This window comes from Pleomorphochaeta naphthae (assembly GCF_055396005.1).
On the sequence record NZ_AP042457.1, the window covers coordinates 782901 to 807998 of the forward strand.

Consider the following 25098-nt stretch of genomic DNA (forward strand, 5'->3'; position numbering starts at 1 on the left):
GTTTTGGCACCTTTTTGTTACCAGATATTTAATAAATGTTGCATAGCTAAACTAACTAATGTTATTCCAATCCAACAGACAAAGCCAAGAAATATTGGTTTACCGCCCTTTTTTAATAGCTTCACTAGATTTGTATTAAATCCTATAGCACCCATAGCCATTATTATAAAAAATTTGCTTAATGATTTTAAAGGTGTGAAAATACTTTGATTGAAACCTAAACTTGTCAAAATTGTAGTTATTAAAGATGCTATGATAAAATATATTATAAAAATTGGAAATATTTTTTTCCAGTTGTAAGCTTCAGTACTTTTTTCTTTTTTAGCTTGTATAAAAGCAAGAACTAAAGTTATTGGGATAATCGCTAAAGTTCTAGTTAACTTTACCGTTACAGCCTTATCTAGTGTCTGTGCAGAGAGATTAAACATACTATCCCAAGTTGATGCAGCTGCGGTAACAGAAGAAGTATCATTAATTGCGGTTCCTGCAAATATTCCAAAAGCATTGCCACTAGTTGTATCAAAATTTAATATAACCCCTAACTGAGGGAAAATTATAGCAGCTAATACATTGAAAAAGAAAATTACAGATAGGGCAGTTGCAACTTCATCATCATCAGCATTAATAACAGTTGTTGTTGCTGCAATAGCACTACCTCCACATATTGATGATCCAACACCTACTAAAGTTGCTATTTTACCATCAATTTTTAAAGCTTTACTTAGTAAAAATGCAATTATTAAAGAAGTTGAGATAGTTGATAGAATTATAGGTAAAGATTGCTTACCTGTTTGTAAAACTACGTTTAAATTTAATCCAAATCCTAAAAGTATTACTGCATATTGTAATATTTTTTTTGAAGTAAATCTAATTCCCTTTTCAAAGTGCTTTTTATCTTTTATTAGTGGATTTAAAACCATACCTAATAAAATAGCTATAATAGGGCCACCAATTAAAGGAAATTGAAGTCCCATAAGATAAGAAGGAATTGCAATTAATATAGCAAGTAGCAATCCTTTATAGTTTTCTTTAATAAAATTCATTTATTTCTCCTCTGAGAGTTGAATATAGCAAAAATCGATAATAAAATAAAATAATAGTTTTTGATTTATTGATTAAAAATTTTTATGAGGTGTCTATGTTAGATTATAAAGTAAATACATTTTTGACTCTTTGCAAAACTATGAACTATAGAGTTACAGCACAACTTTTAAATATGAGTCAGCCTTCGGTTACCCAACATATTCATTTATTAGAGCAATATTATGATACTAAGTTATTCATCTATGATAAGAAAAAATTATATAAAACACCGGCAGCAGCTCTTTTAGAGCATCATTTAGCAAGCATTGTAAATAATGAGAGATACTTAGAACAACAATTACTTCAAACTAAATTTAAGACAATTAGGGTAGGTGCTACAAAGACGATAGGAAATTATGTAATTGGGGATAAGATTATTAAATTAATAGAAAATAATTATATTATTGAATTTATTATAGATAATACCCAATCTTTATTAAGTGCATTCTATGCTCTAACTTGGACAGTATTCCACTCTGATGTGGACAGCATTATGCTACATTTGGACAGTATTTAAATTTCTCAAATTAAGGATTAACTTTAAATAAAAACATTTAAAGGAGATCCCAATATGAGGAGTACTCAAATTAGTATGATTAAAGAAATTATTCGATTGAAATTTGAATTTAATCTATCAACTCGTGCAATAGCAAGAAGTGTCGGATGTAGTAAAAGTTCTGTTGCTAATATTTTAAGAATTTGTAGAATTCATGAATTAAATTATGATTCAATTGCAAAATACAATGATTATGAATTACAACAACTATTTTTTCCTAAGGAATTAGATTCATCAGAAAAAATTCTTCCTAATTGGAAAGATATTGATGAAGAAATCAATGCTAGAGGAAGTAGGAAAAATATTAAATTCATGTATGCTAAATGTGTTTCTAATAATGAAACCAATTCAAGTAGATCTTACTTTTATGAAAAATATCGTAAATGGAAGAAAGATTCTAAAGCTTATGTTTATTCACCGATAGAGAGAAAACCAGGACAAAACCTGTACATAGATTGGGTTGGACCTACAATTGATTGTGTAAGAGATTCTAAAACTGGAAAACTTAAAACTGCTTATTTTTTTGTAACAACACTTGGATTAAGTTCTTATCCATTTTGTATAGCCTGTGAACATATGAGTCAATCTTATTGGAACGAAGCTCATGTTAAAGCTTTAAAATGGTATGGTGGAATTAGTGAGTGCTGGGTCCCTGACAATACGAAAACGGCAGTAATAAGTAGAAAATGTTATGACATTCAATTAAACCCTTTGTATCAAGAAATGGCTAGATTTTATGATGTTGCAATTATTCCTGCTAGAGTAAGAGCTCCAAAGGATAAAGGTTCTGTTGAACAATTTGTTGGAGAAGCTGAAACCTGGATTCTTGAAAAAATCAAAGACAAAGGTGTGTTTAACAGTTTCAATGAATTAAATAATTTCATTTTTAAAGAAACAAAAGAATTAGCTAGAAAAGTAGATTCTGATAAAAAAATAAAAGTAAGCAGAGAAGAAATATTTCTTAAATATGACAAACCCCACTTACTTCCTTTGCCAGCAAATGATTATGAAATTTATGATTTAAAAACTGGAACTATCAGCAACACATATGCAGCAACATATAAAGGTTGTGAATATACAGTTCCTTACCAATATGCATCTAAACCATACGAGCTACATGCTCGTCATAATCTAATTGAAATATACATTAATCATAAAAGAGTAGCAACTCATCAAAAGGCTCTAAAAGGGATTACTAGAATTTCTTGTGATACCCATATGCCTAAAAAAGATTTAAAATTCAAACTTCAAAGTAGAATGGAATCTAAAGATTATAGAGATAAAGCTCTTCAAATTGGTCCTAGTACATTAGAAGTAATTGAATATTGGTTAAACAAATACGATAAACCTCAACAAGGATATAAAATGTGCTTTTCAATAATCAATTTAATTGAAAGACATAATGTAGATATTGTTGAAGCTGCATGTAAAAGAGCAATAGTTACAAATACATTATTAGCTAAAGAAATAACAAATATCATTAAAACCAAATGTTATTTAATACCTAATGATAATATCCCTGTAATAAATAATGAGCCAATAATCCATGAAAATCTTCGTGGTGAATACAAATAAAAAAGGAGAAATAAAACAAATGAATCAACAAACATTAACAAGATTAAAAGAAATGAGACTCTCTGCTATGAAAGAAGAAATTGAAAGACAAGAAACTTTTGGCTCAACCTTAGAGTTATCTTTTGATGAAAGAATGACAATGATTGTAGATAAGCAATGGGAAAGAAAACAAAACAATAGATTACAAAGATTAATTAAAAACTCTGGAATAAGGGATACTTCAGCTGTATTAAGTGATTTTATTGAATCAGAGCATAGAGAAGGTTTAAAAAATAAATTAGTGCAATATGCTTCTTGTTCATGGATTTCTAACCATTTAAATATGATAGTAACAGGTGCCACAGGAACGGGTAAAAGCTTTGTGGCTTCTGCTTTATCTCATGAAGCATGTGTTCAAGGTTTTAAAGTAAAATATTATAGAACAACAAGATTAATAAAAGAATTAAATTTGGCTTATGCCAATGCCAAATATGAACGAATATTATTAGAATTAAAGAAAAGTGATTTACTAGTGTTAGATGATTTTGGGCTAGAACCTTTAACACAAACAGCAGCGCATGATTTATTAGAAGTAATAGATGATAGATATACATATCATAAATCAATACTTTTTGTTGCTCAAATACCAGTAAAAAACTGGCAAACTTTATTCCCTGATCCAACAGTTGCAGATGCTTCATTAGATAGAGTAGCTTTTAATTCTATTAGGATAAATTTGAAAGGCTCATCAATGAGAGAACAATTAGGAGAAAAACAACTAAAAAATTATAAATAAATGTAAAATATGATTGAAAAAGGAAAGACGGAATGTTAACAATTTGTTAAGATTAAAGATAGAAATTTAATTTGTCCGAATGAACATAACGTTGTCCAAATGATGGAATAACGGTGTCCAAGTGTAGTGGATTATGCAATTAAGCAAATTAAATAATAATGAGTTAGATATAGTATTAATTGAAGGTGTCTTTGATAAGAATAAATATGATTCAAGACTTTTTAGAAAAGAACCTTTTGTTGGTATTTGTAGTATTAATCACCCCTTTGCTAATAGAGAAATTCCTTTAGAAGAAATTTTTAATCAAGACCTTATAATCAGAGAAGAGGGCTCAGGCACAAGATTTATTTTTGAACAAGAATTATTATTAAATAATTACTCAATAAAAAGTTTTAAAAAAGTACATTGTGTTAGTAGTTTTGAATTAATTAAAAAAATTGTTAAAAATCATTTGGGAATAACTTTTGCTTATAAATCCATAATTAATGATGATAAAGACTTAACTACCTTTACTATTAATAATAATAATATTTTAAGAGAATTTAATTATGTGTGTCTAAAACAAACTAAAATTGATGAGATGGTTGAAATTTTAAACACAGTTTAAAGTAATATTAATCAAATTCTTCATTGTGTAGGTTTTTACTTAATTTTTTCTTTTTTCTAAGTGATAATTTTTGTAATTTATCACTTTTATTATCACCTAAATCCGTATAAATCTTGATAATTGATAAATCTAGCTAATTTTTGGCTATTTTTTAGGTGAATTATTTTGTTGTACGGATTTTATCTTATCTATTTGTTTTACTTATTTCTATTTTTATATTTTATTCCATTATTTTAATAGAAGGAAGAATAATATTTTTAATTTTTTTTCAAATATCACTTTTTTCAGTCATACTAAAATCTTCTAATTGATATTAGAAGTATTGTTTCTGTTGTTTTATCTTTAGTTTTATTGAGTATTAAATGAAAAGTGGAAAATATATGTTAATAAATTTATCAATTCGTAATAATAACTCTGTCCAAGGATTTTTCTTATAGAGCCGAAGCACTTTACTTCTTCCTTTTCTCATATATCTAGCACTAGTATAAATAATATCTCTTAATATTGTTTTCATTCTAATTCTATCTTTATTACCCTTAGTTCCTTCAGGTAAATAGAATTGATTTAATAATGTAATATCCCCAATTATTCTTAAAATATTATAAGCATTAGTAATAGCCGCTAATAACATTTCATTAACTCTATATTTACCAGATGCTAATCTTTCAAAGTTTAAATCAGTTTTTATTTCACTATGATATTGTTCGCTTGTTGCATGGTCATGATATAGATTAACTACTGTTATTGCATCTTCAATTAAATTAGTCCAATAAAGCTCTACTTCTATTTCTGGAAATAATAATATATTACCTTTTTTATCTTCATAAATCTCTTTTATCTTAAATGCTATTTGAGCCTTATTTGTAACATTTTCTTTTCCTACTGGATACATTTGGGTAAAATAACCATAGTATACAGTTGTTTGTCTATAATCATATGATATCTTTTTATCATATAATGATTTAGCTCTTTCTAATAAATCTTGTGAATAGTCGTTTCTTCTACATTTTTTCTTGATAATAAAGTTAACATTATTTTTATCAAGTACATTAATAGTTTCTACACTATCATGACCACTATCAAATCTACACAACACTTTACTATAATCTTCTAAAGTAAGTATCTCTTTAGCATTATCCAATACCTTTTGAACAAACGGTATTGAATCTTTTTGAGAATGTTGTTTTCCAGGTCTAAGTTCAGCTCCAATACAATAAGAGCCTAAGTAACTCATAAGTGGTGCAAACCCATCTTCCCCTTTATATGTTCTAGAACATTCTTCTTTATTGCATTTAGGATTAATCATAGGTGTTACATCAAAATCTAATGGAATATATTTTTCACTTATCTTTTCACATGGGAAAGAAACTTTCTTTAGTAATTCAATATTAACTAAATTACAATGTTCAATAAAATTTGCACTACGTTCTTTCTCTAAATACAATCTTAGTGTTTCTTGAGCAGGAGTGAATTTAAGATTTAAACATTCTTTAAATACTTCATTATTTCTAAATTGCTCTACATCAGAAAAATTAGTAAATCCCATAGAGTTTAAACCAACTAAGGTTTTATATATAGTTTCATTTTCTAAAAGACTTTTAGATTTAAGGGTATCCAAATCATATTCAGCATTATCATTAACTTTCATCATTGCAAATGTTAAAATTTTAGAAATTAAGTTTAAACCTGCTTTACTCTCTAGTGTAATTGTTGTAGAATCAAAATCAATCATTTGGCCTCTCCTGTTACGTTTTTTGTGATAATTTAATTGTAACATAAGAGGCTTTTTTAGTCTATAATTTACTATACATATGTTGATATATTTTACTTATTTTGTATTCTATACGGATTCAGGTACTACTAAGTTTTTTTATTTTCGTTCTTGAAAAGTGGTCTACTTTAAGTTTTTATTCTATATCTTAATAATATTTTGCTAATCATTAGTTCAAAAAAATGCAGTATTTATTTCAAATTAATCCATGGTGGTCTAGTAATAACCATGGTAATTTATGATTGAACAAAATAAAAATTATCGATAATTTTTTTCAATTTTAAAAGGAAGGAGTCAGTTATGAAAAAATTAGGAGCTATATTTGTATGTTCTATACTTGCTTTATCAAGTGTATTTGCAAGTGGAACTAATGAAAAAGAAGTTGCTAAACCTATCACAATAACTTTTGGGAGTCATCAAAGTGGTCTTCCTAATACAGGTATTGTACAAGATTTAGCTAAAGAATTTGAAAATGAAACTGGAATAAAAATTGATTTTCAAATTTCACCCGACGCACAGTGGAGAGACTTAATTAAAGTAAAGTTAGATTCGGGCGAAGCACCTGATATAATTTGTGTTGATACTCCAATTAATTTAGCCTCAAGTACTCAAATTTCAAAATATTGTGTTGAATTAACAGATGAACCCTGGATGAATAGAATGACAGATGCTGCGATTTCCGCTGTTTCTGATGATAATAAATCATATGGCATAACATTCCCTGGGCCTAAAATGTGGTTTTATGTTTACAATAAAACCATTTTTGAAGACTTAGGACTTTCAATTCCAACTACTTATGAAGAGTTTAAAGAAGTTTGTCAAACAATTTTAGATAATGGAATAACACCAATTTACGAATGCACTACTAATGGATGGCATCAAGTTCTACCGTTATTTGAAACAGGAGGATTATATTTACAATCAGATCCATTACTTTATGAGAAATTAAATGCTAATGAAAAAGATTTAGATGATATTCCAGAATTACTTACAATAATAAAACAAGTAAACGAATTTGCCCAATTAGGATATTATGGTACAGATTATTTGAGTAATGCTTGGGAAAATGCACCTGAAGCAATTGCAAGTGGATCTTGCGCTATGACTATGGCTGAGTTAGGATGGAAAAATCAAGTAAGTGCAGAATACCCTGAATTTGATTCTAATGATTTAGGTCAATTTGTAATCCCATGGGGGGATAATCAAATCATTGGTGTAAATCCCGCAAGTAATGCTTATTTTATCAATAAAGATAGTAAATATGTAGAAGAAGCTAAATTATTCTTTGCTTTTTTAGCTCGAAAAGAAAATCTTGAAAAGAGATTTGAAGGTCAACCTGACTTAAATGCTTTATGTTGGCCAGAAATACCTACAAGATTTAAACCAGAAGAAAATGAATATATTGATAGTTTAGAAAAAGCAAATGTTGTACAGACTTCTGTAAATTACATAGACAATCAATGGATGGATATTGGTAAAGATTTAGAATCTATGTTTATTGGAGCAAGCACTCCTGAAGAGGTATTACAGACAATAATGAATCGTCGTAATAACCAAGCAAAATTGCAACGTGATCCGGGGTGGGTTAAATAAATTTAGAAATTAAGAAAAAGTGTTTGTTATCAGACACTTTTTCTGATTAAAAGGAGTATAAATGAATAACAATAAAGTATATCCTTGGTATTTTGCTTTTGGTGCTGTAATACTATATTTTATTTTCTTTTTTTTGCCGGGTATTTTAGGCATATGCTTATCATTTACTGATTGGAATATTTATTTTTCTGATCTAAATTTTGTCGGGTTAGATAATTATAAAAAAGTCTTTTCAACTGAATATACGCAATTTATCGGTAATACAATTTATTTTACTTTAATAACAACAATTTTAAAGACGATTGTGGGATGTTTGATAGCATTAATATTGACTCAGAATTTTATAAAATTCAAAAATTTTCAAAGAATGGTTTTTTTTTCACCACAAGTACTCTCGTACTTGGTAGTTGGTTTAGTTTTTAGGAGCATGCTTCATCCAACTAGAGGATTTCTTAATAATTTTTTAAATTCTATTGGATTAGAATTTCTTACTAGAAACTGGTTAACTGATTTAAAAATTGTTTTTCCTACCGTTATTCTTGTTGATGTATGGAAAGGTGTAGGTTATATCATGGTTGTTATTATAGCAGGATTAATTTCAATCTCACCAACTTTTTATGAAGCAGCGGAGATAGATGGGGCAAACTTTTTTCAGAAATTTACTAAGATAACATTACCTTTATTGTTACCTGTAATAGTAAATATAACAATATTAAATGTAACTTATGGACTAAGGGTTTTTGATATGATTTATGCTTTGACCAATGGTGGTCCAGGAAATGCTACAGGAGTTATTAATACTGCTGTATATAAAGAGTTTTCTAAAGGTGACTTGGCTATGGGCACAACTCTTTCAACTGTGCTTTTTGTCATATTGATATCTTTAATTTACTTCATAATTAAATCTATGGAAAATAAAGAGGTAAAAATGTGAAAAATAATCTTATTATAAAAAAAAGTCGAAATTTGATTTTAAATTTGATTTCGTTTGTTTTTTCTCTTATTGTTTTAATCCCTTTTTATGTGGTTTTGATTAATTCTTTTAAAACTAGTACTGAAGCAAATAGGATGTCAATTAATTTCCCAACTTCTTTTCATTTTGAAAACTACTATACAGTTATTGAACAAGGTAAATTATTTACTTCATTTTTTAATAGTGTAATTTATTCATTCTTAAGTGTTGTTATAATAATAACTTTAGTTTTAGCCGCGGCGTTTGTTATTTCTCGTAATGCGAAGGGAATAAATAAATTTTTCTATTATTTTATTATTACAGGATTAGCTATGCCTATAAATAATGTTGCATTATTTAAAGTTTTGCAAGTTTTAAATTTAATGAATACAAGGTTAGGGATTATATTAATTTATTCAGCTGTTAATATTCCTTTAAGTTTGTTTATAGCATATGGATTCGTCGCTACTATCCCAAAAGAACTAGATGAAGCTGCTTTTATAGAAGGATGTACTACATTTCAGTTATTTATAAAAATTATTTTGCCTTTATTAAAACCTATAGCTTCGACTTTAGCAGTTTTAAATTTAATGGCTGTATGGAATGATTTTACTATGCCATTATATTATTTAAATAATTCTAAAAAATGGCCTATGACTTTAGCTGTTTACAATTTTTTTGGAGCATTTGAAAATTCTTGGAATTTAGTTTGTGCAGATATCGTTTTAACTGTTTTACCTATTTTATTAGTCTTTATATTTGGTCAGAAATATATTGTAGGAGGAGTCTCAGCTGGAGCTGTGAAAGGATAAATTATGAAATTTACTAATGGATATTGGCTTATGAGAGATTATATAGAGCCTTTGTTTTGTGTAGAATATTTTTCTCATTCGTTTGATGGAAAATCATTAACCGTATATGCTGCAAGTAAGCATTTTAAAAATAGAGGATCTTCTTTAAACTCAGCAGTATTTAAAATCATCTTTTCTTCACCAATTGAAAACGTTATAAAAACGGAGCTAGTTCACTTTTCAGGTCAGAGAGATATTTTCCCTAAGTTTGAAATTAGTAATTCAGATACCTCAGTTGGTTTTGAAGAAAAAGATAATTGTTTGATTTTTAAAAGTGGAAGTATAAAAGTTGAAATAGATAAAACTCCTAATAAGTGGAAAGTAACTTATTATATGGGCAATAGACAATTAACAGAATCTTCACTTAAAGGTATGGCGTATTATAAAAATTATAAAACAAATTGTAATTATATCTCTGACTCTTTGTCGATTGACATAGATGAAACATTATATGGTCTTGGTGAGAGATTTACTCCATTTGTAAAAAATGGACAAAGTGTTGATATTTGGAATGCAGATGGTGGGACATCTAGTGAAAAAGCCTATAAAAATGTTCCCTTCTATATTTCAAATAAGGGTTATGGGGTTTTTGTAAATTCACCTAAAGATGTATCTTATGAAATTGGTAGTGAAAAGGTTGAACAAGTTCAGTTTTCACTAAGTGATGAAAAGTTAGAATATTATATAATTGGGGCTAATTCTAATAAAGAAGTACTTTCTAATTATTGTAAATTAACAGGTTTTCCATCTTTACCCCCTGCTTGGTCGTTTGGTCTATGGCTTACAACATCTTTTACTACAAATTATGATGAAAAAACTACTTCTTATTTTATCGATGGTATGCGAGAGAGGAACATCCCTCTAAGTGTTTTTCATTTTGATTGTTATTGGATGAAAGGTGTAGAATGGTGTAATTTTACTTGGGATCCTGATACTTTTCCAAATCCAAAAGAGATGTTAGCTAGATATCATAAAAAAGATTTAAAAATATGTGTTTGGATAAATCCTTATATTGCTCAGAAATCTTATCTGTTTGATGAAGGTAATAAGCTAGGATATTTTATTAAAAAAGAGAATGGCGACATTTGGCAAACTGATATGTGGCAAGCAGGTATGGCCTTAGTTGATTTTACTAACCCTGCTGCTACTAAGTGGTACAAAAATAAGTTGAAAGATTTATTAGATATGGGAGTCGATTGTTTTAAAACCGATTTTGGAGAGAGAATTCCTGTCAGAGATATTCAATATTATGATAATAGTGATCCTTTGAGTATGCATAATTATTATACTTATTTGTACAATCAAGCCGTTTTTTCTCTATTGAAGGAAGTAAAAGGTGAAAATCAAGCTGTTTTATTTGCAAGAAGTGCAACAGTAGGGTCACAAAAATTTCCAGTTCACTGGGGTGGAGATTGTAGTGCATCTTATCCATCAATGGCTGAAACATTAAGAAGTGGCTTATCTCTATCTTGTTCGGGTTTTTCATTCTGGAGTAATGATATAGGTGGTTTTGAAAGTACAGCATCTGCTGATTTATATAAAAGATGGTGTCAGTTTGGACTTCTATGTTCCCATAGTAGATTACATGGATCTTCTTCATATCGCGTGCCTTGGTTGTTTGATGAAGAGGCTTCAAGGGTTTTAAAGAAATTTACAAACTTAAAATGTAAATTGATGCCTATGTTTTTTAGTCATGCAGTAGAAGCAACTAAAACAGGCATACCTGTTATGAGAGCTATGTTTTTAGAGTTTGATGGAGATAGGGCTGTAGATTATCTTGATAAACAATATATGATTGGGGATAGTTTATTAGTTGCCCCTATTTTTAAAAAATCAGGAGAGGTTAGTTATTATTTACCAAAAGGAGTTTGGTATAATATATTAACTGAGAAAGAATACTTGGGAAACACTTGGATTACAGAAAAATATGATTATTTTTCAATGCCTCTTTTAGTTAGAGAAAATTCAATTCTACTTGAAGGACATGATGAAACTAGATGTGATTATGATTATGAAAAAGATCTTAGAGTTTATTTTTCCCATTTTAATGACGGAAAAACAGCAATAAGAAATGTTTATGATAAAACAGGCAACTTAGTTTGTTTAATTTGTGCAAACTGTGTAGGTCGTGATATTTATATTGAATTAAAAGGTTCTTTGATAAATCCTTCTTTTATAAGTTTGTGCAATCAAAATATTATATTAAAAAAATGAGGTACTTTATGGGAAATCTAAAGTTTAATAAAGATTTTATATTCGGATGTGCTACCGCAGCATATCAAATAGAAGGTGGTGTAAACCTAGGTGGTAGGGGAAAAACTATCTGGGATGATTTTGCTCACACTAAAGGAAAAGTATATAATAATGAAAATGGTGATATTGCTTGTGATTCTTATCATAAATATAAAGAAGATATAGCGATTTTAAAAGAATTAGGATTTTCTGCATATAGATTTTCTTTTGCGTGGTCAAGAATATTTCCTTTAGGAATTGGGCCTGTTAACGAGGCAGGTGTAAAATATTATCATAGAGTATTAAAAGAATTGTTAGATAATAATATAACTCCATTTGTAACGTTATATCATTGGGATTTACCATCTGCATTAGGTGATTGGACAAATAGGGATTGTGCTTATGCTTTTAGAGATTATGCAGCTTTTTGTTTTAAAGAGTTTTCATCAGAAGTTAAAAATTGGATTACTTTAAATGAACCTTTTTGTTCAAGTTTTGTCAGTCATTTTGAAGGTAGACATGCACCTGGGCATAAAAGTTTAAAAGAAACATTAATAGTTGCTCATCATTTAAATTTAGCTCATGGTTTAGCTGTCCAAGAGTTTAGAAAATCATCTTGTCAGGGGCAGATTGGAATTACTATAAATGCTATATATCCTCAGCCTGCTAGCAGAGATAGAAAAGATATAGAAATAGCTAGATTTATAAAAGCTTTATATACAGATATTTTTGTTTTTCCAATATTTAAAGGTTTTTATCCGCCTGTTATCCAAGAAAAATTAAAATTTAAATTTCCCATTGAGATTAATGATTTAAAAAATATTAATCAGAATATTGATTTTATAGGTCTGAATTATTACAGTGAGGATAAAATAAAATTTGATGAAAACTCCACATTTAATGCTAAAAAAGTGAATTCGTGGCAGAAAAAAACTCAGATGGGCTGGGATATTGTTCCAGAAGGGCTTTTAAGGTTTTTAAAAACTTTGAATAAAGATACGAATAATATAGATATTTACATAACTGAAAATGGTATTGCAACCAATGATACAGTTACTAGTGATAATAGAGTCCACGATTTGGATAGAATAGATTATTTCAATGCGCATTTAAAGTGTTGTTTACAAGCAATTGATGAGAATATTCCATTGAAAGGTTATTTTGCTTGGTCTCTATTGGATAATTTTGAATGGGCATATGGATATTCAAAAAGATTTGGTATAACTTTTGTTGATTATGAGAATGATTGTAAAAGAATAATAAAAGATAGTGGATATTTTTTAAGGGATGTGATGTTATATCTTGTGTGATTTTCTATATTCGGAAGGTTGCATTCCAGTTTTACTTTTAAACATCCTACTAAAATAAAAACTTTTATCTTCATATCCAACCAATTCAGCTATTCGATATATTTCCATATCAGGATATTTAATTAAAAGGTGTTCTGCTTTAGTTATTCTGAGATTAATAATATATTGGGAGATTGTTTGGTTGGTATATTTTTTAAATATTTTTCCTAAATATTCTTGGCTAAAACCACATTTTTCACTTAAATTAGCAATACTTATTTCTTTTGTATAATTATTATTTAAATAATTTATTACAAAATCGCACATCTGTTTTTTATCCTGATTTGATTTATTAATAATGAATGTGCCATTTTCACTGAATATTTGATTTGAGATTCTAATTATTGTTTTGAAAAGTAATTTTTTATCAATGGGCTTTAATAAATAATCTTTTACACCACTTCTCAAAGCTTTTTGAGCATAGGAGAATTCATCATAGCCACTTAAGATAATAAATTTAATAGCGGGGTAATTTTCATGGACTCGTTTTGCTAAGTCGAGTCCGTTACCTCCAGGCATTTTAATATCACTTATTATTAAATCTGGGATTTGTTCTTCAACTATTTTATAAGCTTCTATACCATTTTTTGCTTCACATACTATCTCTAATGGAATGTCGTCGATGGTTTTTATAAGTTTTATTAAATATTTTCTTAGTAAAGTTTCATCTTCAACTATTAAGATTTTAATTTTTTTCTTTTCCATAATTAGTTATTACTCCTCCAATTATAATTATAGTTTCATTTTCTTTAGAGTTATCAATTTCAAAAATTGCATCTTCTTTATATCTCATTTTTAATCGGATAAAAGTATTTTTTAGTCCAAAATTTCCTATGTGAAAATTATTCAGTTCTTCATTGATATTTAGATTTTTAAATTTATTTAAAATTGATTCTTTTTTTTCATTTGAGAAATTCCCACCATTGTCAAAAATGATAGCCTTCCATTTATTATTCTCAACTTTAAATTGAATTTTTAAAACCCAAGGAGGATCATTAACAAAACCATGTTTAAATGCATTTTCAATGAGAGATTGTAAAATTAGCTTAGGAATTTTTATATCTTTTATTGACTTATCATAAATAATTTCATAGTTAAAATCTTCTTGGTATCTGAGTTGCATAATATTTAAATAATGCTTAGCGTTTAAAGCTTCTTTCTCAATAGTTTCATCCATGGTTTGTGATGTAGCAGATAAATATCTAAGATAGGTGGCTAAAGATGTACACATTTGAGAAATTTCAGCATTTAAATTTTCCTCAGCCATTACACTGATATTCCCTAAACAGTTATATATAAAATGTGGTTTAACAAAAGATTGAGACATTAATAGTTTTGTTTTCATCTCTTCAGTTTGTAAAAGTAAAACTTCAGAAGAAGTTTGTTTTAATTCTTTGATCATCATTTCATATGCTTCCCACAATTGAGCTATTTCTTTTATTTTTATCTTTGGCACGTCAACTTTTTTATAATCTGTAGTTATTATTTTCTTTAAATCTGTTTCATTCGTAATTTGTTTTAGTTTATTAATTGGAGAAGTTAAGGAACTAGAAATTATAAAACAAATAATTAAAGTTATACATAGAGTTATAAATAGAAGAATGATGAAATTTTGTTGTATCTTGTGCATTTGTTCATTTACTATTGTTTTTGATAAAACCACTACAACATTCCACTCGTAGTCATCAATGGCAGTTTTGCTAATTAGAAAATTATCATTGTTAATCAAATTTTTATAACTAATATTAACAATTGATTTTTCATACCCAAAGTCTTCATAAAGATAATCAGAAAATGGGAAAATTAATTCATCTCTTTCATTAAAAACAAAAATTTTAAATTCATCTCGAGATTTCATTAATTCTAGAGGATTTTCAAATATTTTGTTGCAATTTTGAACAATTTCTAAAATTCCTTCTTTTTGTTGGTATTTATTAAAAAATACTCGAAGTAAGGATATGTATTTATTTTCAACATCGGAAATTGAATAGTTAGGGATATCTGATATTCGGTGAGGTGTTGTAATATATTTTTTCCCATTTAAGGCTACTGTTGGTTGATACCAATCAAAATTTATTAAATCAACATCAGTAAAAGTTGTGCTAAAACCTAATTTAATCATGGCATTATCAAAAGAGTATATATTAACTCTGCTAGTAGATTGAACTGGTCCAATCATAGCAAAAATATATTCAGAAATAGCTAAAGCTTTTTCCCTAGTTGAATAAAAGATCTCATCGTTAGGAAAATCAATATTAGGATATAGTTTAGTGAATTCACTGAAGTTTGATTTGATACCGTTTGAATATACTACATTCATTGAAATTGTAGATAGCTGATCTAAATTCTCTTCTATAGATGTTGCTGCAGAGTTGTTTATAATATTTAATTCATTGTTTATTGATTTGATTAAATTGGTTTTATTATAATAAAAAGTGTAAAGACAAAATGTTAAAACTAAAAAGGTTGCAAAGATTCCAAATATAGTAAATAAATATACCTTGTTACTAATTAATTTATTATTAAACAATGAATTACTCCTTTAGCAAAGTTATCTAATTGTATCATATTTACTAGAATACATACACAAAAATAAGTTACTAAGGAGGCGATAGATAAGTTTTACGGAAAACTATTTACATTATATTTTTATGTTTAAATATTATAATTTGAATGATGGCTATTATTATTAAAAGAAGAGTTACAAAGGTAAAAGCAAAGGGATTATTACTAAAGGGAATACCAGCGACATTTATACCTAATAAGCTAGTAATTAAACCTAAAGGTAAAAATATTGCTGTTATAATAGATAATAGATACATAGTATTGTTCATTCGTGTTGCAAGTTGACTTTGAGCCTCATCTTTTACTACTGTGATTCTTTCTTTCGCAGCATCTAAATCTTCTACGTATCTAGTAAGTCTATCTGCTGTTTCTCTCAATAAAGCTAAATCATTATTTGAAAAAAAAGTTATATCTTCTTTTTGTATTTCACACAATATCTCAGCTTGAGGTGCTAGATATCTCCTTATTCTTATAATTTGACGACGCAATTCACTTATAATAGAACCTTCAGGTTTATCTTTATTGTCGAATACTGATTCTTCAATTTCATCTACTTGAGTGGATATACTATTTATAGATTCTGACATTCTTAAAGAAATAAATTTTGTTAATCTTGATATAAATTCACCTTGAGTTTTTGGACCTTTGTTTTTTAAAATTTCCTCTTTTAAATCACTTATTGCTATAACATTCCTTTTGTAAATTGTAATTATTTTAGACTTATCAATCCAAAGCCGTAATGACACCATATCATCAGCAGCAAAACCCGGATTTAAATTTATTGCTCTAAGTATTAATAAGGCTCCATCATCATGAATAAAATACCTTGGTCGAGTGTCTTCTGCTAAGAGAGCATCAAGTACAACTTCATCAACATTACTTTCATTTTTTAGCCAAAAGTTACTTTGCTTTGAGTTAAAGTTGAGATTTATCCATATTAGTCCATCTTCTAATGTAAGTTTCTTTATTTCATTTAAATTAATTTCTTTGTTTGTAGAATTTTTCTTAATTAAAATTACATTATTATTTTCTTCATTATTCATAGATTGGACTCCTAAAATGAATAATTTGCTAATTTAAAATATTCATTTAATTATAATATGGCTTACACTTTAAGATAAATCAATAAAAAATATTTAAAATTTTACATAAAAAAAACGTTTATTAAGAAATAATTCTTAATAAACGCGTATCTTGATAATGGAGGTGGGGGGATTCGAACCCCCGTCCTAACGTGCCACCCACTGACGTCTACAAGCTTAGTTAATGAATAATTGTCGATGAAGTCTAGCACATTAACAAACTTTACTTCATCCAAGCTAACTAATTTGTCCTTTTATATCGCTAGCAAGTATAAAAGTAAGCCCTTATTGTTACAAGCATCTTAGAGTTAAGAGCGGCACTCTAAAAGCCTGTACGCAAGCTACTATTAAGCAGCGAAAGCGTATTCTGCAGTTTCGAAGTATTCTTCGTCTTTTTTAGCAGTTAATTTTGTTTGCTAGTTTTTGGAGTTGGCGCTCCGCTTGCAGCCACTGGCCTGATCTACGCCAGTCGAAACCGGTACACCCCCTCATTTTTCCTAAGAGGGTACATAAGTAAAATACTAAATTTTTGTCAAAAAATCAAGCATTAATATAAGAAATATATCTTATTCAAAATTAATAATTTTTTCACTCAGAAATAAACAATAATATTGATAAAATATATTTTTTTAAATAAATATACAAAAAAAATGCATAAAATTAAATAAAGAAAAAAACTTTTTTAATATAAATTTAATTTTTTCAAAAAAAATATTTACTTGTCCAATAAGTAATTATCATATAGATTTTAAATTAAAGTTAAAAAAATGTTAATTTTCATTAGTTAAGCTAAAAAATTGGAAATTGATTAATTAAGAAATATATAGATAGAATTAATCAATAAATTTGATAAGAACTATTTTTTTCAAAAGCTACTTATTATTAAGGTTTTTATCTTTTTAGCATTCATATAAAGAAACAAAATAAAGAAATGTAGATAATTGAGCTATTTTAGCTTAAAAAAATATAAGGCTTAAAAGCCTAAAATATAAACAAAATTGGTTTATAGATTGATTCTATATACCTAAAATTTAGGAGATACGTTTATGAAAAAATTAACAACAATAATTTTGTTGGTTGCTCTCTTTTCTTCAAGTGTTGTTTTCGCTAGTGGTAATAGTGAACAAACAACTAGTAAAGAAGCTAAAAAAACTGAAATGTTACTTTGGTTACCTCCCTTTGCTGCTACAGATAGTGATATCTTAGATGAACAATTTTGGAGTGAAACTTTGCAAACTTGGGCTGATGATAATAATGTTGATTTATCTATAGAAATTACACCTTGGGGTGGTTATGAAGAAAAATATTTAACTGGTTTTGCTTCTGGAGAAGGCCCTGATGTTGGATATATGTATATGCAAATGTTCTATGATTATATCCAGATGGGTTCATTAGAAGATATCGATAAATATTTTACTCAAGAAGAGAAAGAAGAATATTATTATTATAGTCAAGGTAATATGATGGGTGGTCAATATGCCCTGCCTTTCATCGTTGGTAATGCTCGTGTAATTTATGCTAACCAAGATATTTTAGATCAAGCAGGTATAACTGAATTACCTGAAACTTGGGATGAGTTTATTGAAGCATGTTTACAAATCAAAGAAAAAGTTCCAGGTGTTATGCCTTTTGCTCAATCATGGGCTGATCCTTCAATTGGTTTACTAGACGATAACTTCTTCCCATATTTCTGGCAAGCTGGTGGCCAAATATATAATGATGAAGGTACTCAATTAGCTTTAACAGATAATGATGCAGCTTATGAAGCAGCTAATTTCCTTTATGATTTGAGATTTAAATATGATATCATTGATGAATCTCAATTAGGAATGACAAATGTTACAGATGACTTTAAACAAGGTAATGTAGCCTTTGTATGTTTAGGGGCTAATAAAGCTAAAAGTTTCACCGATGCTAATGTAAACTGGACATTTATTCCTTCTTTGAAACAAGAAACAAAAGGAATTTGGGTAGCTTCTGATTCACTAATTATGAACAGTGCTAGTGAGAATAAAGAATTAGCTGCTTCTCTTATGAAATTTATTACATCAGCTGATGTTATGACTAAATTCCATACTCAAATATCTCCTTTTACTCCTATAACAAAGTCAGAAGAATATAATGATTATCCTGCATTTAAAGATATGTATGAAAACGATACACAGTATTTCCATACTTTACCTGTAGCAAAAGCTTCATCTACTATTTTTGACAATCTTTGTAAAAATTTACAACTCATGATGATGGGAGAAATTACACCAGAAGAAGCTATAGACCGCACTGTTGAATATTCAAAGAATGTTCTCTAGTATTTTTATTCAATAAATTTTAGGGAAGGGGGTTCCTTCCCTTTATATATATTTTTTGGGGTAGGAAATGAAAAATAAGAATGACGTTATCATGGGATATCTTTATATATTACCAACTTTTATTTTAATTTGTGTATTTTCAGTAATACCAATTTTTATGAATGTCTATTATAGTTTTACACAGTTTAATGTAATTCAGAGTCCTCAATGGATTGGACTAGCTAATTATTTGAGGATGTTAAAAGACCAGTATATCTCTGCGTCTCTCAGAAATACTTTTCTCTTTACACTAATTACTGTACCAATGCAAACTATTTTGTCTTTAATTGCTGCTGCAATAATTGCTGATAAATTTAAAAATAAAACTGGTGAAGGTATTAAGAGTGCAATGTTTGTACCTGTTATAGCATCAGCAGTATTAGTTGGAACTCTTTGGTCTATCTTTCTAGAACCTTCAGGTTTAGTTAATACAATATTGAATTTCTTTCATCTTCCTTCAGTAAACTGGTTAGGGGGAAAAAATTCTTCTCTTCTATCAGTATGCATGGCAACAATTTGGAAAAATGTAGGTTATTTTTTAGTAATTTACTATGCCGGTATTATGGATATACCTAAAGAATTATATGAAGCTTCTCAAGTTGATGGTGCTACAAAATTCCAACAATTTTTCTATATTACTATACCCTCTTTATCTTCAGTTACTTATTTAATTGTAACGCTTGGAACAATTTGGTCTTTCCAAGTATTTGATATGGTATTTACTATGACTAATGGTGGCCCTGGTATGAGCACTGTTACTCTAGTCTTAACAATTTATAATGCAGCATTTAAAAGCTTTAGCATGGGTTATGCAGCATCTATCGCTATTGTAATGTTTGTTTTAGTAATTATAGTACAAGCTTTACAAAGAAAGCTTTTAGGGGAAAAAGGAGATAAAAAATAATGATAAAACAAAAAGATGGTAAAGTAATATATTATATACTCTTGTGTTTGTTAATCTTAAATGCTATAGCTGCAATTTTTCCTTTTTGCTATATGGCTTTAATGTCATTAACTCAAAAAGACATGCTTGATTTAGATTTTAGTAATGTTACATTCAGCTTAGTAAACTATGTTAAAGTAATTAATAGTTTTAATTTACTTGTTAATTTAAGAAATTCGATTATAGTTACAGTTTCATCATGTCTCTTAAATGCAATTTTTTGTTCAATGGCTGCTTATGCATTTGCAAAAAAACAATTTCCTCTAAGAGATAAAATTTTTGCCTTATATTTAGCAACTTTGATGATTCCAGGCCAAGTTACAATGATACCTGTATTTGTTATCATGAAAAATTTGGGATTAATGAATTCTTATCCTGCCTTAATCTTACCTATAATTAATGCATTTGGTGTATTTTTAATTAAACAATTTATGGTAGGAGTACCAGATGACCTACTCGATGCAGCTAGAATAGATGGTTGTGGTGAAAATAGGATATTTGTATCAATTGTTATACCTTTGGTAAAACCTGTTTTAGTTTCATTAACTATTTTCACCTTTATAACTAGTTGGAATGACTTTTTATGGCCTTTAATTATTGCATCGAAACCAGCTATGAAAACACTAACATTAGCTATAGCAGCATTAAAAGGCTCTTATTCAACAAACTATGGTTTGGTAATGGCAGGAGCTACATTCTCATTTTTACCTCCATTTATTTTATACATCTTCTTGCAAAAACAATTTGTAGAAGGTATTGCTCTAAGTGGAACAAAAGGATAGTAAATATGGCAAATTATGAATTTTATTTAGCTTCTTCTTTAGAAAAAGTATTTGCAAATAAAAGAGTTAAAGAAGAAAATAGAAAAGTTTTTGATGTTTTACAAAATGATAAATTAAATCTTCAATTAGTTTATACTTTAAATGAGGCAGATTCACAAATAAGAAATCGTCATTTTAAAATAAATATAATTACAAATTTAAAATATGAATTGTACGATGTGAACTTAGTTAAATGTGAGTATCTATCTACTGAAAATCGCGATAGATTTTATATTGATACTATGGCAGGCCTTTATCCTGACTTATTAACAGATAATGATGGATATATATTCCCATTAGCTAATCAATTTAAATCATTATGGATTTCATTATATGGTAGTGCTTTAACAAATAGTTCAAAAGTTACTATACAAATTGAAGAAGTGCTTTTTGAAAGCAATACAGGTATAAGAAATAATACAAAGAAAATCTTTTTTGAAGAGACAATAACTGTTAATTCAATAAATAATAAATTGCCAAAGTTGCCTATTATTCACGCCGAATGGTTTCACTGTGATAGTATTGCAAACTATCATAAAGTTGATGTTTTTAGCGAAAAACATTGGTCTTTGATTGAAAAATATATTGAATTTGCAACTAAGAAATCTAATGTAAATATGTTATTAACTCCAGTATTCACCCCGCCATTAGATACTGATTATAATAAAGAGAGGACAACTGTTCAGCTTGTTGATATAGTTTTTAAAAATGGATCATATCAATTTGATTTCGAAAAATTAGAAAGATGGTGTGAAATTTGTAAGAAAAATAATATTGAATATATTGAGGTTTCGCATTTATTTACTCAATGGGGAGCAAAATATACCCCTAAAATAGTTGTTATGTGTGAAAATGATGATAAGTCTATAACTAAGGTAAACAAATTTGGATGGCATATAGAAGCAACTTCTCCCTCCTACAAAGAGTTTTTAGAGGTGTTTATTCCTCAGTTAATTGAAAAATTTGTATCTTTTGGTTATGGTAAAGATAAACTTTTCTTCCATATTTCTGATGAACCAAAAATTAGAGATATAGAGCATTATAAAAAGGCTAAAGAAATTGTAAAACCCTTGTTAAAAGAATGTAATATTATTGATGCTTTAAGTGACTATTCATTTTATGAAAAAGGCTTAGTGGAAATACCAATTCCTTCTAATGATCACATTGAACAATTTAAAGGTAATGTTAAGCATCTTTGGACTTATTATTGTATAGCTCAAGGAAATCTTGTTCCAAATAGATTTATTGCTTTACCTTCTTATAGAAATAGAATTATGGGTGTTTTACTCTATCTATATGATATTGAGGGCTTTTTACATTGGGGTTTTAATTTTTGGGAAAGTGAAAACTCTAGAGAAAGTATAAACCCATTTATTACAACAGATGGCAATTGTGCTTTTCCAGCAGGAGATCCTTTTTTAGTTTATCCAGGTCCTCTCTCTTCAATTCGTAATGAAATACAGATGGAAGCATTTTCTGATCTTAGATTGTTAAAGCTTGTTGAAAGTAAAATTGGAAGAGAAAAGACAATTGAATTAATAAAAAAGGGAGAAACCTCTCAGTTTACTTTTTCTGATTATCCTAGAAACAGTGATTACTTATTAAAATTAAAAGAAAGACTGTTAATGGAGCTAAAGTGAAGCTAGTTATTGATTAAGTCTACAAGGATACTTTATATTGTAGAGCATGAGAGTGATTAAGAAACATTTTGGATTGAGTTTATCAAGATATAAGACATTTAAAGCTATGATTATAAATGATAAGATAAGTGTGAACAAAAACGATGAGATAAGAATGTACAAATTTTAATAATCAAATATAATATTTTCATCAAAAAATGATGAGGATATTTATGATTATTGAGCAACAAATTAATTCTAATATTGAGATTAATAAATTAGAGGATTTAGTTAAATTGAAAGCACTTATTGAAGAATCAAATTTAAAAGTTAATCTTTCAGAAATAGCTAGAGAATTAGGCTGTGATCGCAGAACTGTAAAAAAATATATTAAAGGTTATGAGAAAGTTACAAAGAGAAATAGAAAATCACCTATTGATGATTACTATTCACTAATTCAAGAACTATTAAATAGTGAAACAAGAATCTTTTACTACAAAAGAGTTTTATGGCAATATTTAGTAGATAATCATGGATTAAATGTAAAACAATCAACCTTTAGAGGATATATTTCTAGACATCCTGAATTTAATAAATATTTTAAAAACAAACGTAAATCAGCTGTTTCTAATAATAGTGTATTAAGGTTTGAAACAAGTATTGGCGAGCAAGCACAGCTAGATTGGAAAGAAACTATGAAAATTATTCTTTCAAGTGGTGAAGTTGTTATTATTAATATATTTGTTTTAATTTTATCTTATTCACGATTTAGAGTTTATCGAATTTCTTTAGACAAAACCCAAGAGATATTATTTAATTTTCTTGATGATGCGTTTAATACTTTTGGAGGAGTTCCACGTGAAATTTTGTGTGACAACATGAAGACAATTATGGATACCCCAAGAACAGAATATTCTAAAGGCAAAATTAATAATAAATTTAGTCAATTTGCCCAAGATTATGGATTTAAGGTTAGACCTTGTATTGCAGGAAAACCCAATACAAAAGCTAAAGTCGAATCGCCAATGAGATTGTTAGATGAGCTTTATGCTTATAGCGGTCACATAACTTATGAAGAGCTAGTATTAAAGGTAAAAGAATTAAATGAGAGAATAAATGCGAAGTGTCATACAACAACTGGCAAAATTCCGATACTACATTTAAAGAAAGAACAAGACTTCTTATTACCCTTACCACAGAAGCAAATAAGAAGCCTTTATAGAATTAAAACCACCACTGTTAAAGTTAATCCACAAAGTTTAATTTGTTTTAAATCAAACTTCTATTCAGTACCACCTGAATACATAGGTTCAACTTTAAAACTACAAGTGTATGATAATAAAATTCATGTATATAATAGCACAAATCTAATTGCTTTGCATGATATATCAACACAAAAACTAAATTATACTTTAAAAGATTACATATCATTATCTAGGTTAACCTTTAATAGCAAATATATAGATATAAATAAACTTGCAAAAGATAATTTAAATAAAATAGGAGATATTTATAATGAATAATAGTAGTAGTTATAAGCAATTAGTACAAAATTTAGAGTATTTGAAATTAAAGCAAATGCAAATTCATTTAGATGATGTAATTAATTTTTCTGTTAAAAACAATCTTTCATTAACAGATGCTTTAATAAAATTAACATCTTATGAAATAGATTTCAAAGAACAGAATATGATTAGATCTATGGTGAAAGTTGCAGCATTTCCACATTTAAAAGAATTAAAAGATTTTGACTTTGATTTTCAACCATCAATCAATAAAAATGAAATACTAGAATTAGCAACCTTAAGATTTATTGAAAAAGGAGAAAACATAGTTTTTCTAGGATCAAGTGGAGTTGGAAAATCACATTTAGCAACTTCAATAGGTATTTGCGCAGCAAAAAAAAGATATTCAACATATTTTATAAAATGTCATGATTTGATTATGCAATTAAAAAAAGCACAACTTGAAAATAGATTAGATTCTAGATTAAGACATTTTACGAAATACAAATGTTTAATAATCGATGAGATTGGTTATTTACCAATTGATTCATTAGACGCAAAGCTTTTTTTCCAATTAATAGATAGACGATATGAAAAACGTAGTACTATTATCACAACAAATATTCCTTTTTCTCAATGGGATGAAATATTTGGAGATCCTATTATTGCAAATGCAATATTGGGTAGAATTTTACATCATGCTAAAGTTATATCAATAACAGGGAATTCATATAGATTAAAAGATCATATGAAAAAGGAAGACGATTAAATTGTACATTCTTATCTCGTCAAATTTGTTCATTCATAACTTGACGTTTATACTATGATGAGTGTTTCTGTTATTGTTTTTCTTATTTGCGCTACATTAAGT

General features: G+C 27.9%; 20 protein-coding genes and 1 other RNA gene. 15 read left to right on the forward strand and 6 right to left on the reverse strand.

Annotated features, from left to right (window positions below; genetic code table 11):
- Positions 1-17 precede the first annotated feature (17 nt).
- On the reverse strand, positions 18-1043 hold the full coding sequence (locus ACZ5SO_RS03650) for a YeiH family protein (protein ID WP_464626864.1): 1026 nt from the start codon (positions 1041-1043) through the stop codon (positions 18-20).
- A 95-nt stretch (positions 1044-1138) separates the two neighbouring features.
- On the opposite strand from ACZ5SO_RS03650, the gene ACZ5SO_RS03655 reads away from it, so the two are divergent.
- The 4 genes from ACZ5SO_RS03655 (at position 1139) to ACZ5SO_RS03670 (ending at position 4596) form a co-directional block, all read left to right on the forward strand.
- Complete coding sequence (locus ACZ5SO_RS03655) at positions 1139-1600, forward strand: LysR family transcriptional regulator (RefSeq protein ID WP_464626866.1); 462 nt, start codon at positions 1139-1141, stop codon at positions 1598-1600.
- Between the two features lie 54 nt (positions 1601-1654).
- Positions 1655-3214: an IS21 family transposase gene (gene istA, locus ACZ5SO_RS03660; RefSeq protein ID WP_464624125.1), complete on the forward strand. Its 1560-nt coding sequence runs from the start codon at positions 1655-1657 to the stop codon at positions 3212-3214.
- A gap of 19 nt (positions 3215-3233) precedes the next feature.
- Complete coding sequence (istB, locus tag ACZ5SO_RS03665) at positions 3234-3989, forward strand: IS21-like element helper ATPase IstB (protein WP_464624126.1); 756 nt, start codon at positions 3234-3236, stop codon at positions 3987-3989.
- 133 nt (positions 3990-4122) lie between these two features.
- Positions 4123-4596, forward strand: coding sequence for a LysR substrate-binding domain-containing protein (locus ACZ5SO_RS03670; protein ID WP_464626867.1), 474 nt, complete (start codon positions 4123-4125; stop codon positions 4594-4596).
- 358 nt (positions 4597-4954) lie between these two features.
- On the opposite strand, the gene ACZ5SO_RS03675 is transcribed toward ACZ5SO_RS03670, so the two are convergent.
- Entirely contained in the window at positions 4955-6328 is a 1374-nt protein-coding gene (locus tag ACZ5SO_RS03675; RefSeq protein ID WP_464624711.1) for an IS1380 family transposase, read from the reverse strand.
- 339 nt (positions 6329-6667) lie between these two features.
- On the opposite strand from ACZ5SO_RS03675, the gene ACZ5SO_RS03680 reads away from it, so the two are divergent.
- The 5 genes from ACZ5SO_RS03680 to ACZ5SO_RS03700 all read left to right on the forward strand — a co-directional run bounded on the left by ACZ5SO_RS03680 (position 6668) and on the right by ACZ5SO_RS03700 (position 13305).
- Entirely contained in the window at positions 6668-7960 is a 1293-nt protein-coding gene (locus tag ACZ5SO_RS03680) for an ABC transporter substrate-binding protein (protein ID WP_464626869.1), read from the forward strand.
- Between the two features lie 61 nt (positions 7961-8021).
- Complete coding sequence (locus ACZ5SO_RS03685; protein WP_464626871.1) at positions 8022-8894, forward strand: carbohydrate ABC transporter permease; 873 nt, start codon at positions 8022-8024, stop codon at positions 8892-8894.
- Positions 8891-9724, forward strand: a complete 834-nt coding sequence (locus ACZ5SO_RS03690) for a carbohydrate ABC transporter permease (RefSeq protein WP_464626873.1) — start codon at positions 8891-8893, stop codon at positions 9722-9724. Before ACZ5SO_RS03685 ends, ACZ5SO_RS03690 begins: the two co-directional genes overlap by 4 nt.
- A 3-nt stretch (positions 9725-9727) precedes the next feature.
- Positions 9728-11977, forward strand: a complete 2250-nt coding sequence (gene yicI, locus ACZ5SO_RS03695) for an alpha-xylosidase (protein ID WP_464626874.1) — start codon at positions 9728-9730, stop codon at positions 11975-11977.
- A gap of 8 nt (positions 11978-11985) precedes the next feature.
- On the forward strand, positions 11986-13305 hold the full coding sequence (locus tag ACZ5SO_RS03700; protein WP_464626875.1) for a GH1 family beta-glucosidase: 1320 nt from the start codon (positions 11986-11988) through the stop codon (positions 13303-13305).
- On the opposite strand, the gene ACZ5SO_RS03705 is transcribed toward ACZ5SO_RS03700, so the two are convergent.
- The 4 genes from ACZ5SO_RS03705 to ssrA all read right to left on the reverse strand — a co-directional run bounded on the left by ACZ5SO_RS03705 (position 13291) and on the right by ssrA (position 17479).
- Complete coding sequence (locus tag ACZ5SO_RS03705) at positions 13291-14049, reverse strand: response regulator transcription factor (protein ID WP_464626876.1); 759 nt, start codon at positions 14047-14049, stop codon at positions 13291-13293. The two genes, ACZ5SO_RS03700 and ACZ5SO_RS03705, sit on opposite strands and share 15 nt — an antisense overlap.
- A complete protein-coding gene (locus tag ACZ5SO_RS03710; protein WP_464626877.1) occupies positions 14030-15874 on the reverse strand; it encodes a sensor histidine kinase in 1845 nt (614 codons plus the stop codon). The genes ACZ5SO_RS03705 and ACZ5SO_RS03710 overlap by 20 nt, the downstream gene beginning before the upstream one ends.
- A gap of 106 nt (positions 15875-15980) precedes the next feature.
- On the reverse strand, positions 15981-16952 hold the full coding sequence (locus ACZ5SO_RS03715) for a CorA family divalent cation transporter (protein WP_464626878.1): 972 nt from the start codon (positions 16950-16952) through the stop codon (positions 15981-15983).
- A gap of 155 nt (positions 16953-17107) precedes the next feature.
- Positions 17108-17479, reverse strand: a transfer-messenger RNA (tmRNA) gene (ssrA, locus tag ACZ5SO_RS03720).
- A 558-nt stretch (positions 17480-18037) separates the two neighbouring features.
- Here ssrA and ACZ5SO_RS03725 point away from each other — a divergent pair.
- The 6 genes from ACZ5SO_RS03725 (at position 18038) to istB (ACZ5SO_RS03750) (ending at position 24996) form a co-directional block, all read left to right on the forward strand.
- Positions 18038-19300, forward strand: coding sequence for an ABC transporter substrate-binding protein (locus ACZ5SO_RS03725; RefSeq protein WP_464626880.1), 1263 nt, complete (start codon positions 18038-18040; stop codon positions 19298-19300).
- A 67-nt stretch (positions 19301-19367) separates the two neighbouring features.
- The gene (locus ACZ5SO_RS03730) at positions 19368-20243 is read left to right on the forward strand and encodes a carbohydrate ABC transporter permease (protein ID WP_464626881.1); all 876 of its coding nucleotides are present in this window, start codon (positions 19368-19370) and stop codon (positions 20241-20243) included.
- Positions 20243-21064, forward strand: coding sequence for a carbohydrate ABC transporter permease (locus tag ACZ5SO_RS03735; protein WP_464626883.1), 822 nt, complete (start codon positions 20243-20245; stop codon positions 21062-21064). Before ACZ5SO_RS03730 ends, ACZ5SO_RS03735 begins: the two co-directional genes overlap by 1 nt.
- A 5-nt stretch (positions 21065-21069) precedes the next feature.
- The gene (locus ACZ5SO_RS03740; RefSeq protein WP_464626885.1) at positions 21070-22743 is read left to right on the forward strand and encodes a DUF4091 domain-containing protein; all 1674 of its coding nucleotides are present in this window, start codon (positions 21070-21072) and stop codon (positions 22741-22743) included.
- Between the two features lie 212 nt (positions 22744-22955).
- Positions 22956-24245: an IS21 family transposase gene (gene istA, locus ACZ5SO_RS03745; protein ID WP_464626886.1), complete on the forward strand. Its 1290-nt coding sequence runs from the start codon at positions 22956-22958 to the stop codon at positions 24243-24245.
- Positions 24238-24996 (forward strand): IS21-like element helper ATPase IstB, encoded by a 759-nt coding sequence (istB, locus tag ACZ5SO_RS03750; protein ID WP_464624634.1) that lies wholly within the window; start codon positions 24238-24240, stop codon positions 24994-24996. Before istA (ACZ5SO_RS03745) ends, istB (ACZ5SO_RS03750) begins: the two co-directional genes overlap by 8 nt.
- Positions 24997-25098: the final 102 nt, after the last annotated feature.